The sequence below is a fragment of the Chelativorans sp. AA-79 genome (genome assembly GCF_029457495.1).
In the GTDB taxonomy this organism is placed as follows: Bacteria; Pseudomonadota; Alphaproteobacteria; order Rhizobiales; family Rhizobiaceae; genus Chelativorans.
This window is the reverse complement of record NZ_CP120361.1, coordinates 588,107-600,617: the sequence shown is the minus strand read 5'-3', so window position 1 is coordinate 600,617 and position 12,511 is coordinate 588,107. Positions and strand designations below refer to the sequence as shown.

The following is a 12,511-nucleotide window of genomic DNA, read 5'->3' as shown; positions in this document are numbered from 1 at the left end:
TATAACAATGGCTAAAGCAGCGACCCCCAAGAGGGCCCCGGCACGAGCAGCCGCCACCACGGCGGCGGCGGAGCCGGCCGTAAAGCCTGCGCGGCGGGCTTCCACCCGCTCGACCGCGGCGAAGACACCGGTCGCCAAGGCTCCGTCCGCGGGGACGGCCGGCACCGTACGCCAGGTCATCGGCGCCGTTGTCGACGTGCAGTTCGCCGAGCACCTGCCGGCGATTCTGAACGCGCTGGAGACCGATAACCACGGGAACCGCCTTGTCCTCGAAGTGGCGCAGCACCTGGGCGAGAACACCGTGCGCTGCATCGCCATGGACGCGACCGATGGCCTGGTGCGTGGCCAGGAGGTGCGTGACACCGGAGCGCCGATCTCCGTTCCGGTCGGTCCGCAGATGCTTGGCCGCATCATCAATGTCATCGGCGAGCCGGTCGACGAGGCGGGCCCGATCAAGGCCACCGAGCTTCGCGCCATCCACCAGCCGGCGCCCGAATATGTCGAGCAGTCGACCGAGGCCGAGATCCTGGTCACGGGCATCAAGGTGCTCGATCTCCTGGCGCCCTATGCCAAGGGCGGCAAGATCGGCCTCTTCGGCGGCGCCGGCGTGGGCAAGACCGTGCTCATCCAGGAGCTGATCAACAACATCGCCAAGGCCCACGGCGGCTACTCCGTGTTCGCCGGCGTCGGCGAGCGCACGCGCGAAGGCAACGACCTCTATCACGAGTTCATCGAGTCCGGCGTGAACAAGAAGGGCGGCGGCGAAGGCTCCAAGGCAGCCCTCATCTATGGGCAGATGAACGAGCCGCCCGGCGCCCGCGCCCGTGTGGGACTCACCGGCCTCACCGTCGCCGAGTATTTCCGCGACCAGGGCCAGGACGTGCTGTTCTTCGTCGACAACATCTTCCGCTTCACCCAGGCGGGCTCGGAAGTGTCGGCGCTTCTCGGCCGCATTCCCTCGGCCGTGGGCTACCAGCCGACGCTTGCCACCGACATGGGAGCGCTGCAGGAGCGGATCACGACGACGACCAAGGGCTCGATCACCTCGGTGCAGGCCATCTACGTGCCCGCCGACGACCTGACCGACCCGGCACCGGCCACTTCCTTCGCGCACCTTGACGCGACGACCACGCTTAACCGCTCGATCGCCGAGAAGGGCATCTACCCGGCGGTGGATCCGCTCGATTCCACCTCGCGCATGCTCGATCCGATGATCGTGGGCGAGGAGCACTACCAGGTGGCCCGTGACGTGCAGCAGACGTTGCAGCGCTACAAGTCGCTGCAGGACATCATCGCCATCCTGGGCATGGACGAGCTTTCCGAAGAGGACAAGCTGACGGTGGCGCGCGCCCGCAAGATCGAGCGCTTCCTGTCGCAGCCCTTCTTCGTGGCCGAGGTCTTCACCGGCTCGCCGGGCAAGCTGGTCGACCTTGCCGACACGATCAAGGGCTTCAAGGGCCTCGTCGCCGGCGAATACGATCATCTGCCGGAGGCGGCGTTCTACATGGTGGGCACCATCGAAGATGCGGTCGAGAAGGCCGAGAAGCTGGCCGCGGAAGCTGCCTGATCCGGTAAGAAGCGAATAGCGAATAGGGAGTAGCGAATAGGGGTACGCGGCCGTCGAAATGCGAAGTCCATTCGCTGTCCGCTACTCGCTGTTCGCTGATAATCCATGGCAAAGACTTTCACCTTCGAACTGGTTTCGCCCGAGCGTCTCCTTCTGTCCGAGGAGGTCGAGCAGGTGGTCGTTCCGGGCACGGAAGGCGAAATGACGGTGATGGCCGAGCATGCGCCGGTCATGACCAGCATCAAGCCGGGTGTCATCACCGTCGTCCGGGCTGGCGGCAACGCCGAGCAGTTCGTCGTCTTCGGCGGCTTTGCCGACATCACCCCGGACGGCTGCCGCCTGCTGGCCGAATCCGCCAGCCGTGTCGCCGAACTCGACCGCGCGGACCTCACCCGCCGCATCGAGGAGGTGCGGGCGGAGATGGAGGGCGCCAGGGATCACGAGACCCGCACCAAGGCCGAGGAGTTCCTGGGCCAGCTCACGACACTGGAAGGCGCGCTGCTGCCCGCCTGATCCCCGGAGTGGATTCGACATTCAAAGCCGGCCATGCGCCGGCTTTTTTTGTTGTGCTCTCTCCATGAAACATTTCTGCCTTCCCGTCTGTTGGTGCCAGACAGCCTGGCAACGGGCGTTTTCAAGAATGTCCGTCGTAGCGCGGCGACCCAAGCCCCAGAGCGCGCGGAGATGGAAGCGCCCCCAAGGCCGTAACTGACGGAACAACAGCACAGGAGATAGGCATGCGTGCGATAGCCACGGCCCTCATAGCAGCGGCTCTGCCGCTGGCGGCTGCCAATGCGCAGGAGAAACAGGCTTCCGCGAACATGATCAACGCGGAGGGAAACGAAGTGGGTACTGTGACGTTCAACACCTCACCATCCGGTTTTCTGCACATCCTGGTCGAGATGACGGACTTGCCGCCCGGTCCGCACGGCTTCCATATCCACGAGACGGGTGCCTGTGATCCGGCCACCGGCTTCGAATCCGCCGGCGGCCACTATGCGGGTGACAAGGAGCACGGCATCGAGAGCCAGAACGGACCGCATCCCGGTGATCTGCCGAATGTTCACGTCGGTCAGGATGGCGTGCTGAAAGTGGAGTTCTTCACGGACCGCGTCTCGCTCGCCGAAGGTGGGGAAAACCCGCTCGCCGATGATGACGGGTCAGCCGTCGTGCTGCATGCGAACGCCGACGATTACAGCAGCCAGCCAAGCGGCAACGCCGGCGACAGGCTCGCCTGTGGGGTCATCGAATCGGGTTAGGAGGCGCCCATATGAACCCGGACCGGCCGCCTTCCCGGATCGGCTTGAGGAGGCGGCCGGAAGCCTCGAGCCAGGAGGAGTGCCGTAGCGATCTTCTGCCGGTCACGGCCGGCGAATGAATTCGTGAAACTCTTCGCGCCGGCCGGGGACATCCTCCGCCACGACGAGCGCCAATTCCCGTTCGTCGAAGAGGCGGAACCAATCGTCCCATTCGATGATCTCGATCTCGCCGAACTCGTCCCAGCCCCGGTCCGTATCCTCATAGGCGTGCTGGCCGAAGGCAAAGCCGAGCACCGGGTCAGCTTGAGACATGCCGAGCGCGGGAGTCCTCAGGGCTGGCTGGCCGGCGCGCGCGGCGGCCCAGTCGCGGATTTCTTCGTGTTCGGTCAGCACCTTGGTTTCGGCCATGGAACGCCCTCCTTTCAGGTGCCATCCCAACGCACGAGCCACGGCGCGGTTCCGGCGCTTGGGTCTCCGCTACTGTTTCGCGATCTTCTCCGCCTCGGTCACCAGCCGGTAGCGCTTCATCTCCTCGGTCGTAAGGTAATAGAGCGCACGCGGGGGCGTATCGAGCGCGTGCAGCCAGATGGCGGGGTCCACGCCCATCTCCTGCAGGTGGCGGGAAATGCGGGCTGTGGTCATCTGTGCATCCGCCATGGCCTGAGCCGGAGCGACTGCCGCATCCGTCACGGTATAGAACTGATGCAGGCCCACCGCCGCCTGCCCGCCGACCTCACGCGTCTTGCCTCCGGCCAGCAGAAGCGGGCAGGAGGAGGCGCAGATCGCCCCATCCTCGACGACGGTCGACACACCGCGCTCCCGGAGCATGCCCGCCATGAGAATGGCGTCGTCCAGCGCGCCGCCCGGCGAATTGAGGCTGACCCGCTTCACATATTCCCCGCGCGCATCGAGTTCCGCCCGTAACCGGCTTGCAGAACCCGGGTCGATGCTGCCTGTGGCCTGGAGCAGGCCGTCCGCTCCCAGCGTGAAGGAAATCGGCTGCCGCAGGATGTCCTCCTCGGCGGTGACGAAGCGGCGCGGATCGTTCGATTGTTGGCGATCGGGATCAGCCTTCACGGCCGGGGGCAGGACCGGGAATCTGTGCTGAAGGGATTCCGGCTTCGCGGCGGGCAGGAGCCCGCCATTGGCATCGGCAAGCTCCCTCAGATCGAGACCCACCAGAGTGGCGGCCCCCAGGAGAACGCCGATAAAAGCACCCCGCATAAGCGCCCCGTCGTCGAGGCGGGCAAGATAACGGACAAGCGCCGGGCGCCCAGGCCGCTGCCGAGTGGTGTTTTCGGGCCCGCTCATGGTTCGTGCCGCTTGCGTTCCGAAATGGGTGTGACGTTCTCCGGCCGCTCCACCGGGAACTCCGGTTCCACCGCTGCCGCGGCCACCACCGGTGCCGGCGCTTCGCGCGGCGCGCGCCGCGCCAGTTCCTCCCGCAAGTCGAGGGCACGCAGCAGTTCGGAAGCCGTCATGCGGTCGGCATCCGTCATCGCCGCCTCACCGCGCCGGATGGAGGCGTAGACCACGGCGAGAATGCCGACGAGAACGGCAGGCAGAAGGTCGATGGAAATCGCGCCCGCCCAACTCGGCAGGAAATCGGTGGCATAAAGTAGAACCGCCTCAGCGGAGGACAGCGGAACGAAGCGCCGCTCGGGCACCTTCGGCTGCGCCAGGATTTCGGCGGCGGCATCCGAGAGCGCTTTGGACTGGGCCGAGACCGATTCGCGCACCGTCGCCATCACCTGGTCCTGCCGCCCGGCCAGATCCACCGAACTGCCGTCGGCCACGGGGGCGATGAAGCCGGCGGAAAGATCCGCTGCCGCCCGCGCGACGGAGGGCGCGATGGACGTCTGCTCGAGCGCGGAGATTACGCCGGCCATCGCCACCGCCTCCTCGGCGAAACGGTCCGCACGCGGCTGCACCGACCCGGGCGCGGATACGAGCGCGCGCATGGCCGCAAGCCGCTCCTGGCCTTGTTTGAACAGGCCGGCCACGGTTTCACGAGAAGCCTGGATCGTCTGCTCCAGCTCCCGCATCTGCGCCGACATCTGTGTGAGAAGCTGCACGACGCTGCCCGATCCGGAAGTCCCGGTGAGCGCGCCGGAGCTGCGCTCGTCCTCCGCCAGCCTCGCGAACCGTTCCGATGCGCGCTGGATGTCGGGCAGGAGGGAGAGCGCTCCCAACGCATTGGAATGCGCCTGGTCGAGATCGCCCGTATAGTCTTCGAGCGTGCTCGCCAGATGCTGCTCGACCGCTGCCGAACCTGCCAGCGCCGCCGCATTGAGCCATGAGGACATGGCGATGATCATCATCGAGCCGATAGCCATCACGCCGAAGAGCGCAGCGCGCGAGGCCGCCTCGCGCATCTCCGGCAGGAATCGCATCAGATATGTCCAGAAGCCGTAGATTCCGACGGACACGGCGGCCGAATAGATGATGGCCGCGAAGAACACGATGGTCGTGGACCCGTCTAGCAGGTCGCGCACGCCGAGATAGGTGTAGACGCCGCTCGCCAGCGCCAGCGTGGCAAGGACGAAGCGCGTCATCGTCTGCAGCGAGTCGATATGATCGCGCAATTGCCTGGCGGCCCGGGCCTCGCTCATCGGACACTCCCCTCGCGCTTGCGTTTCCACCCCGACCGTCCTGAGCGCGTCACCGGCAGGCCACGGTCGGCACCGGCACGACACCGTCCGGCAGCCCATACATGTAGCTGCGCCCTTGCAGCAATGCGCCGTAGCGGCAATTTGCCCGCTCGCGCAGGTAAAGCCGGCCGCGATCCTCCTCCAGATAGACCACTTTCGGTTCCCGGATTTTCCGGCGAGCATGCCCTTCGACGGGCTGTCCCCTGCCGACGAGGATGCGCTTGAACCCTGAAGGATCGTGGATCACGAGATTCCCGAAACTGTCCACATAGCTACGCTCGCCGGCAAGGTCGCCCGCAAAAGCGGGCAACGAGAACGTGATCAGGAGGGCGGCCACTGCCCAAAACCTTTCTCTTTGGTAAAGATGTCGGCAAGAAGGCATCGGCAGCGCTCCTGTTGCGGCATGGCCCTGCGCATCAGATTAGCGCTTTCTTAACCTTTGTCACGCCGCCTCGAGCCTTCCTGGCCGCAATTGACAGAGGCGGCTGATTTCGCCGATTGCTTCCGGCGCCAGAAGGAGGGCCGCCCATGAGTGAGAATCACGTGATCGATATCGCCCCACTGCGGCTGAAGGACGCTCACGCGCTCGCGCCGCTTCTGGCCAACTACACGCAGTCGCTGAAGCGCGGCGCCCCCCGCCGGCCCGACGAGTTCTATGCCGAAACGCTGCTGCAGGACCGGGTGGTGGAGATCGTCGGCGCACGAATCGATGGCGAGATCGTCGGCTTCGCCATATACTACGACCTGCCGGACCCGCTCTCCGGCCTGCGCTATGGCCTCGTGGAGCACGTCTATGTCCATCACGATCACCGCGGCAAGGGCATTGCGCGGGCGCTGATCGACGTGATTGGAGACCAGGCGGAAGAGCGTAGCTGGACGCGGCTCGTGCTCCAGGCACCGCGCCAGCCGGTCGAGGGCCGGAAGCTCTACGAGCAGATCGCCGTACCGGCCGACTGGACCACGCATGTGATTCGTTTCGACACGCGCTGAAGGCGTACGCCTGGACTTTTTCCCGGGATGTCGGAATCAACGCTTTTCGCGCGTCCTAGGCTGGTCGAAACCACGTCCGGAGGGGACTCGCATGGGAAAGACTGCTGCAATTCTTCTGGCAAGGCTCATTTTCGCAGGAATCTTCGCGATGGCGGCGGCCTTCAAGTTCTCGGGCATGGAGAGCACGGCCGCCTATATCGCAGCGGCCGGCTTTCCATTTCCGCTGCTGCTTGCCTGGGTGGCCGCTTTCTTCGAGATTGCGCTCGTGATCGCTTTCCTGACGGGCGCGTTCTTCTCGGAGGCGGCGCTCGTTGCCGCCGCCTACGTGATCTTCCTGGCCTTCGCCTTCCATGGACCTTCACGCTGGAGTGGCAGCGAAGCGGAGTTCGGCTTTTTTGTCGATCACTTCAGCTTCTTTGCCGGCCTTCTGTTCGCCTCGGTCTGCGGGCCGGGTAACAAGCTGGCGATCCACCGGGGTTTCATCTGGCGCGAATAAGGACCCGCGCCCGGAACCGGCACAAAGCTCGAAGCTTCAACCGATTCAGTGGCCTGAGACTCGTCATGCGGCTTTGACGCACCGCAAAAACCGCATTAGAAAGCCACTGCCGGTGGCTTGGGGCAAGGGCGGGTGAGTCACCCCCGCCTTTCCGTGCCTCGTCTGCCGGCGATGAAATGGGGAAGCCATGAGCAAATCCACAGCCACCCAGGCGAGGCCCGTCTCGCCCCACCTGCAGATTTATCGCTTCACGCCCACCATGGCGATGTCGATCCTGCACCGCATCACCGGCGCAGCACTCTATTTCGGCATCCTGCTCTTCGCGCTGTGGCTGCTTGCGGCGGCAAGCTCGAGGGAGTGGTTCGATTTCATCAACGGGCTTTTCGGCTCGATTATCGGCCGGATCGTGATCTTCGGCTATTCGTGGGTGCTCATCCACCACATGCTGGGCGGCATCCGCCACCTCATCTGGGATACGATCCACGGGCTGGAGAAGCAGACTTCGCGCAACATCGCCATCGCCAATCTCGTGGGTTCCATCCTCCTGACGCTCGTTCTCTGGATCTGCGCCTGGGCGATCCGCGGAGGGCTCTGAGATGGCCGACATGCGCACTCCCCTGAACAAGGTCCGCGGCCTGGGTTCCGCGCGGGGCGGCACCGAGCACTTCTGGCGCCAGCGTCTGACGGCGGTTTCCAATATTCCGCTCATCATCTTCTTCATCGGCTTCGTCGCCGTTTATGGCGGCGCCTCCTATGAGGAGGTACGCGCCGTCCTCGCGCAACCAGTGGTCGCGCTCCTGGTTGGCTTTGCCTTCCTTTCCGTTGTCTATCACATGCGCCTCGGCATGCAGGTGATCATCGAGGATTACGTGCACGGCGAGGGAAGCAAGATCGTGCTCATCATCCTCAACACGTTCTTTCCCATTGTCGTGGGAGCCATCGCGCTCTACGCCCTCCTCAGAATCGCCTTCGGAGGCTGAATTTTAAATGGCTGATGCAGTTCAGAACCAGGCCGGCGGGGCCTACACCTATGTCGACCACGCTTTTGACGTGGTGGTGGTCGGAGCTGGCGGCGCGGGCTTGCGCGCCACGCTCGGCATGGCCGAACAGGGGTTGAAGACAGCCTGCATCACCAAGGTCTTCCCGACACGTTCGCACACGGTGGCAGCCCAGGGCGGCATCGCCGCCTCGCTGCAGAATATGGGGCCGGATCACTGGCAGTGGCACCTCTACGATACTGTGAAGGGGTCCGACTGGCTGGGCGACGTAGACGCCATGGAATATCTCGCCCGCGAGGCGCCGGCTGCCGTCTACGAGCTCGAGCACTACGGTGTGCCCTTCTCCCGCACGGAGGACGGCAGGATCTACCAGCGGCCCTTCGGTGGCCATATGCAGAATTTCGGCGATGGCCCGCCGGTGCAGCGCACTTGTGCCGCAGCCGACCGGACCGGCCACGCGATCCTCCACACGCTCTACGGCCAGTCGGTGAAGAACCACGCGCAGTTCTTCGTGGAATATTTCGCGCTCGACCTGATCATGTCCGATGACGGCGTGTGCACGGGCGTTGTGGCCTGGAACCTGGAGGACGGCACGATCCATCGCTTCGCTGCCAAGATGGTCGTGCTCGCCACCGGCGGCTACGGGCGTTCCTATTTCTCCTGCACCTCGGCACATACCTGCACGGGCGACGGCAACGGCATGATCGTACGCGCCGGCCTGCCGCTGCAGGATATGGAGTTCGTCCAGTTCCATCCCACCGGCATCTACGGCGCGGGCTGTCTCATCACCGAGGGTGTGCGCGGCGAGGGCGGGTATCTCGTCAACTCCGAAGGGGAGCGCTTCATGGAGCGCTACGCCCCGTCGGCCAAGGACCTGGCTTCGCGCGACGTGGTCTCCCGCTGCATGATGCTGGAGATCCGCGAAGGGCGCGGCGTGGGCAGGGACAAGGACCACATCTTCCTGCATCTCGACCATCTCGATCCGGCAGTGATCCACGAGCGGCTGCCCGGCATCGCCGAATCGGCCCGCATCTTCGCCGGCGTGGACGTGACCCGCGAGCCGATCCCGGTGCTGCCGACCGTGCACTACAATATGGGCGGCATCCCGACGAACTACTGGGGTGAGGTGCTGAACCCGACCCCGGACAACCCGGACGCCGTCGCCCCCGGGCTCATGGCCGTGGGAGAGGCGGCCTGCGCCTCGGTGCACGGGGCAAATCGCCTGGGCTCCAACTCGCTGATCGATCTCGTGGTGTTCGGCCGCGCGGCTGCGATCCGCGCGGGCCAGGTTGTCGACCGCACATCCAAGGTACCCCCGGTGGACACGGCCGCCTGCGAGAAGATCATGGACCGCTTCGATCGGCTCCGCCACGCCGATGGCGACACGCCGACGGCGGCGCTGCGCGAGAAGATGCAGCGCGCCATGCAGGAGGATGCGGCGGTGTTCCGCACGCAGGAATCCCTGGAACAGGGCTGCGAGCGCATCTCCGCCATCTGGAACGAGCTTCCGGAGGTCAAGGTGTTCGATCGCTCGATGATCTGGAACTCCGATCTGGTCGAGACGCTCGAACTCGAAAACCTGATGGCGAATGCCATCGCCACGGTCTACTCGGCCGAGGCGCGCAAGGAGAGCCGCGGCGCGCATGCGCGCGAGGATTTCACCGAGCGCGACGACGTGAACTGGCGCAAGCACACGCTCTCCTGGGTGGAGCCGGACGGCACCGTCCGCCTTGCCTATCGCGCGGTGCATACCGAGCCGATGCTGAAGCCCGAGGAGGGCGGTATCGACCCGGCAAAGATTGCACCGAAAAAGCGGGTCTACTGACCGGAGGACATCATGGTCGAAATCACTCTTCCCAAGAACTCCAAGGTCAAGCAGGGCAAGGTCTGGCCGAAGCCAGAGGGTGCGAAGAACCTGCGCGAGTACCGCATCTACCGCTGGTCGCCGGATGATACGGAAAACCCCCGTCTCGACACCTATTATGTCGACATGGACGACTGCGGGCCGATGGTGCTCGACGGGCTGATCTGGATCAAGAACAAGATCGACGCGACACTCACCTTCCGCCGCTCCTGCCGCGAGGGCATCTGCGGCTCCTGCGCAATGAACATCGACGGCGCGAATACGCTCGCCTGCACCAAGGGCATGGACGACATCGGAGGCGCGGTGCGGATATATCCGCTGCCGCACATGCCGGTGGTGAAGGATCTCGTGCCGGATCTGTCGATCCCCTACGCCCAGCTCTCCTCGATCGAGCCCTGGCTGCAGACGGTGACACCGGAGCCCGCGACCGAGTGGAAGCAGAGCCACGAGGACCGGACGAAGCTCGACGGCCTCTACGAGTGCATCCTCTGCTTCTGCTGCCAGACCTCGTGTCCCAGCTACTGGTGGAACGGCGAGCGCTATCTGGGGCCGGCCGTGCTTCTGCAGGCCTATCGCTGGCTGATCGATTCACGCGACGAGGCCACGGGCGAGCGGCTCGACAATCTGGAGGATCCCTTCCGGCTCTATCGCTGCCACACGATCATGAACTGCACCCAAACCTGCCCGAAGGGGCTGAACCCGGCGAAGGCGATAGCCGAGATCAAGAAGATGATGGTCGAACGGCAGGTCTGACCGCAGATCCCCAGCAGCGCCGATCACGCAGGCGTGTAGGCGCGTGAGCGCTGAACCGTGCTACCCATGCCGGAAATGTCTCGAGCACGGGAGGATCGGCATATGCTCCATCGCTTTGCAGGAATGGCGGGATGTCTTCTTGCTCTCGCGTTCGCAGGCACACAGCCCTCGGCGGCCGAAACAGAAACGGCGATTTTCGCAGGCGGCTGCTTCTGGTGCGTGGAAGCCGATTTCGACCATGTGCCGGGCGTACTTTCCACGACGTCCGGCTACACCGGCGGGGAGACGCAGAACCCGACCTATGACGACTATTCCTCCGGTGGCCACCGCGAGGCGGTCAGGATCGAATATGACGACACCCGTGTCGGCTACGATCAACTCCTCGACGTCTTCTTCCATTCGGTCGACCCGACCGACGAAGGCGGCCAGTTCTGCGACCGGGGCCATGCCTACACCACCGCGATCTATGTCCTGAACGATGCGCAGCGGCAGGCGGCGGAGAAAGCCAAGGCCGCCGCGGAGGAGGAGCTCGGCATCCCCGTCGCCACGCCCATCGAGCCGGCCTCGACCTTCTGGCCGGCCGAAGACTACCATCAGGACTACTATCAGAGCGACGAACGCATCCTCTCCCGCTTCGGCTATGTCACCAAGGCCAATGCCTACAAAGGCTATCGCGAGGGCTGCGGCCGGGATGCCAGGCTGAGGCAGGTCTGGGGTGAGACCGCGCTGCGCGGGATCGTGAAGTAGCCGTTATCGGCGAATGCGTTCCATCGCGATTTCAGCCGCGATGTCGTTGGTCGGCCGCTTCTGCGCCTCGGCGCGGGCGAAGATCTCACCCAGCACCGTGGGGATCTTTCCGAGCCGCGCCATGACGGCTTCCGGGTCATAGCCCAAGGGCGAAAGCTCCGCCGCAACATTGATGAGCCCGCCCGCATTGATGACGTAGTCCGGCGCATAGAGAACACCGCGCTCCATCAGAAGACGCGCGTCCTCATGCCTTGCGAGCTGGTTGTTGGCAGAGCCCGCCACGATTCCGGACTTCAACGAGCGGAGGGTCTCCTGCGAGATCACGCCGCCCAGGGCGCAGGGCGCGAAGACCTCGGCTTCAGCGGCGACGACCTCGTCGGCGGCGATCGCGGTGGCTCCAAAGGCTCTCCGCGCCTTTTCCACGCGCATTGCATCGAGGTCCGTCACAATCAGGTCCGCGTCTTCGCGGGAGAGCTTCTCGCAGAGCGACCAGCCTACCGAGCCCAGGCCCTGAACGGCCACGCGGATGCCGGAAAGGCGCGCCGACCCGTTGCGATGTTTCAGCGCCTTCTTGATGCCGAGGAAGACACCTTCAGCCGTGAAGGGCGAAGGATTGCCGCTGCCGCCCTTGCTCGTGCCCACCACGTTTGGTGCGCGTTCCCGCAGGAAGTCGGCGTCCGCAAGCGTCATGCCCACGTCCTCTGCCGTGATGAACTGGCCTTCCAGTGCTGTCAGCATCTCGGCATAGGCGGTCAGCAGTGCCGGGGTCTTTTGTGTCTTCGCATCAGCGACGATGACCGCCTTTCCGCCGCCAAGAGGCAGGCCCGCCACGGCGGATTTGTAGGTCATTCCCCGTGAGAGCCTGAGCGCATCCGTAACGGCGGCCTCGAAGCTTTCATGCGGCCAGATCCGCGTGCCGCCCAGTGCCGGGCCGAGCGTCGTGTCATGGATCGCGACGATGGCGGTGAGCCCGCGCCTTTCGTCACGGCCGCACCAGACGCGCTCGTGGCCGTCGAAGGACGGCAGTTCGGCAGCATCGGCGGTGATGTCGGAAATGGAGAGGGAGTGGCCGCCGGCAGGCGTCTTCAGGGTTCTCGGCTCCCGGATGTGCAGCATGGCATTCCTCCCCGAATGTTTATCCGCCTATGAATCTAGGGCCATCGGCGGACTTTTGGTTGCCAAAACA

Annotated in this window: 15 protein-coding genes; 10 read left to right on the top strand and 5 right to left on the bottom strand. The window is 64.8% G+C overall.

Going from position 1 to position 12,511, the window contains the following annotated elements:
- Window positions 1-7: 7 nt before the first annotated feature.
- The 3 genes from atpD to PVE73_RS02995 all read left to right on the top strand — a co-directional run bounded on the left by atpD (window position 8) and on the right by PVE73_RS02995 (window position 2,826).
- Window positions 8-1,567 carry a F0F1 ATP synthase subunit beta gene (atpD, locus tag PVE73_RS03005; RefSeq protein ID WP_277365525.1) on the top strand — a complete coding sequence of 520 codons (1,560 nt, stop codon included), beginning with the start codon at window positions 8-10 and terminating at the stop codon, window positions 1,565-1,567.
- A 105-nt stretch (window positions 1,568-1,672) separates the two neighbouring features.
- Complete coding sequence (locus tag PVE73_RS03000; RefSeq protein ID WP_277365524.1) at window positions 1,673-2,080, top strand: F0F1 ATP synthase subunit epsilon; 408 nt, start codon at window positions 1,673-1,675, stop codon at window positions 2,078-2,080.
- Between the two features lie 224 nt (window positions 2,081-2,304).
- Window positions 2,305-2,826 (top strand): superoxide dismutase family protein, encoded by a 522-nt coding sequence (locus tag PVE73_RS02995; RefSeq protein WP_277365523.1) that lies wholly within the window; start codon window positions 2,305-2,307, stop codon window positions 2,824-2,826.
- Window positions 2,827-2,928: 102 nt separating this feature from the next.
- Here PVE73_RS02995 and PVE73_RS02990 read toward each other — a convergent pair whose 3' ends face one another.
- The 4 genes from PVE73_RS02990 to PVE73_RS02975 form a co-directional block, all read right to left on the bottom strand.
- A complete protein-coding gene (locus tag PVE73_RS02990; protein WP_277365522.1) occupies window positions 2,929-3,234 on the bottom strand; it encodes a hypothetical protein in 306 nt (101 codons plus the stop codon).
- 69 nt (window positions 3,235-3,303) lie between these two features.
- Window positions 3,304-4,137, bottom strand: coding sequence for a hypothetical protein (locus tag PVE73_RS02985; RefSeq protein ID WP_277365521.1), 834 nt, complete (start codon window positions 4,135-4,137; stop codon window positions 3,304-3,306).
- A complete protein-coding gene (locus PVE73_RS02980; protein WP_277365520.1) occupies window positions 4,134-5,438 on the bottom strand; it encodes a hypothetical protein in 1,305 nt (434 codons plus the stop codon). Before PVE73_RS02980 ends, PVE73_RS02985 begins: the two co-directional genes overlap by 4 nt.
- Before the next feature lie 49 nt (window positions 5,439-5,487).
- Window positions 5,488-5,814, bottom strand: a complete 327-nt coding sequence (locus tag PVE73_RS02975) for a hypothetical protein (protein ID WP_277365519.1) — start codon at window positions 5,812-5,814, stop codon at window positions 5,488-5,490.
- A 191-nt stretch (window positions 5,815-6,005) separates the two neighbouring features.
- Between PVE73_RS02975 and PVE73_RS02970 the strand changes: the two genes are divergently transcribed.
- From PVE73_RS02970 to msrA, 7 genes are all read left to right on the top strand, one after another.
- Window positions 6,006-6,467 (top strand): GNAT family N-acetyltransferase, encoded by a 462-nt coding sequence (locus tag PVE73_RS02970; protein ID WP_277365518.1) that lies wholly within the window; start codon window positions 6,006-6,008, stop codon window positions 6,465-6,467.
- 91 nt (window positions 6,468-6,558) lie between these two features.
- Entirely contained in the window at window positions 6,559-6,963 is a 405-nt protein-coding gene (locus tag PVE73_RS02965) for a DoxX family protein (RefSeq protein ID WP_277365517.1), read from the top strand.
- Between the two features lie 187 nt (window positions 6,964-7,150).
- On the top strand, window positions 7,151-7,558 hold the full coding sequence (gene sdhC, locus PVE73_RS02960) for a succinate dehydrogenase, cytochrome b556 subunit (protein ID WP_277365516.1): 408 nt from the start codon (window positions 7,151-7,153) through the stop codon (window positions 7,556-7,558).
- 1 nt (window position 7,559) lies between these two features.
- Window positions 7,560-7,943 carry a succinate dehydrogenase, hydrophobic membrane anchor protein gene (gene sdhD, locus PVE73_RS02955; protein ID WP_277365515.1) on the top strand — a complete coding sequence of 128 codons (384 nt, stop codon included), beginning with the start codon at window positions 7,560-7,562 and terminating at the stop codon, window positions 7,941-7,943.
- 7 nt (window positions 7,944-7,950) lie between these two features.
- Entirely contained in the window at window positions 7,951-9,786 is a 1,836-nt protein-coding gene (sdhA, locus tag PVE73_RS02950) for a succinate dehydrogenase flavoprotein subunit (protein WP_277365514.1), read from the top strand.
- 12 nt (window positions 9,787-9,798) lie between these two features.
- Window positions 9,799-10,578 (top strand): succinate dehydrogenase iron-sulfur subunit, encoded by a 780-nt coding sequence (locus tag PVE73_RS02945; protein WP_277365513.1) that lies wholly within the window; start codon window positions 9,799-9,801, stop codon window positions 10,576-10,578.
- Between the two features lie 102 nt (window positions 10,579-10,680).
- The gene (gene msrA, locus PVE73_RS02940; RefSeq protein ID WP_277365512.1) at window positions 10,681-11,325 is read left to right on the top strand and encodes a peptide-methionine (S)-S-oxide reductase MsrA; all 645 of its coding nucleotides are present in this window, start codon (window positions 10,681-10,683) and stop codon (window positions 11,323-11,325) included.
- A gap of 3 nt (window positions 11,326-11,328) precedes the next feature.
- Here msrA and PVE73_RS02935 read toward each other — a convergent pair whose 3' ends face one another.
- On the bottom strand, window positions 11,329-12,441 hold the full coding sequence (locus PVE73_RS02935; RefSeq protein WP_277365511.1) for a Glu/Leu/Phe/Val dehydrogenase dimerization domain-containing protein: 1,113 nt from the start codon (window positions 12,439-12,441) through the stop codon (window positions 11,329-11,331).
- Window positions 12,442-12,511 lie beyond the last annotated feature (70 nt).

What these genes read in the sequence shown, in the direction of transcription:
- PVE73_RS02935 (WP_277365511.1), bottom strand. Translation starts at nt 12,441, where the DNA reads ATGCTGCACATCCGGGAGCCGAGAACCCTGAAGACGCCTGCCGGCGGC.
- PVE73_RS02995 (WP_277365523.1), top strand. Translation starts at nt 2,305, where the DNA reads ATGCGTGCGATAGCCACGGCCCTCATAGCAGCGGCTCTGCCGCTGGCG.
- PVE73_RS02985 (WP_277365521.1), bottom strand. Translation starts at nt 4,137, where the DNA reads ATGAGCGGGCCCGAAAACACCACTCGGCAGCGGCCTGGGCGCCCGGCG.
- PVE73_RS02965 (WP_277365517.1), top strand. Translation starts at nt 6,559, where the DNA reads ATGGGAAAGACTGCTGCAATTCTTCTGGCAAGGCTCATTTTCGCAGGA.
- PVE73_RS02945 (WP_277365513.1), top strand. Translation starts at nt 9,799, where the DNA reads ATGGTCGAAATCACTCTTCCCAAGAACTCCAAGGTCAAGCAGGGCAAG.
- sdhC (WP_277365516.1), top strand. Translation starts at nt 7,151, where the DNA reads ATGAGCAAATCCACAGCCACCCAGGCGAGGCCCGTCTCGCCCCACCTG.
- msrA (WP_277365512.1), top strand. Translation starts at nt 10,681, where the DNA reads ATGCTCCATCGCTTTGCAGGAATGGCGGGATGTCTTCTTGCTCTCGCG.
- sdhA (WP_277365514.1), top strand. Translation starts at nt 7,951, where the DNA reads ATGGCTGATGCAGTTCAGAACCAGGCCGGCGGGGCCTACACCTATGTC.
- PVE73_RS03000 (WP_277365524.1), top strand. Translation starts at nt 1,673, where the DNA reads ATGGCAAAGACTTTCACCTTCGAACTGGTTTCGCCCGAGCGTCTCCTT.
- atpD (WP_277365525.1), top strand. Translation starts at nt 8, where the DNA reads ATGGCTAAAGCAGCGACCCCCAAGAGGGCCCCGGCACGAGCAGCCGCC.
- PVE73_RS02990 (WP_277365522.1), bottom strand. Translation starts at nt 3,234, where the DNA reads ATGGCCGAAACCAAGGTGCTGACCGAACACGAAGAAATCCGCGACTGG.
- PVE73_RS02980 (WP_277365520.1), bottom strand. Translation starts at nt 5,438, where the DNA reads ATGAGCGAGGCCCGGGCCGCCAGGCAATTGCGCGATCATATCGACTCG.
- sdhD (WP_277365515.1), top strand. Translation starts at nt 7,560, where the DNA reads ATGGCCGACATGCGCACTCCCCTGAACAAGGTCCGCGGCCTGGGTTCC.
- PVE73_RS02970 (WP_277365518.1), top strand. Translation starts at nt 6,006, where the DNA reads ATGAGTGAGAATCACGTGATCGATATCGCCCCACTGCGGCTGAAGGAC.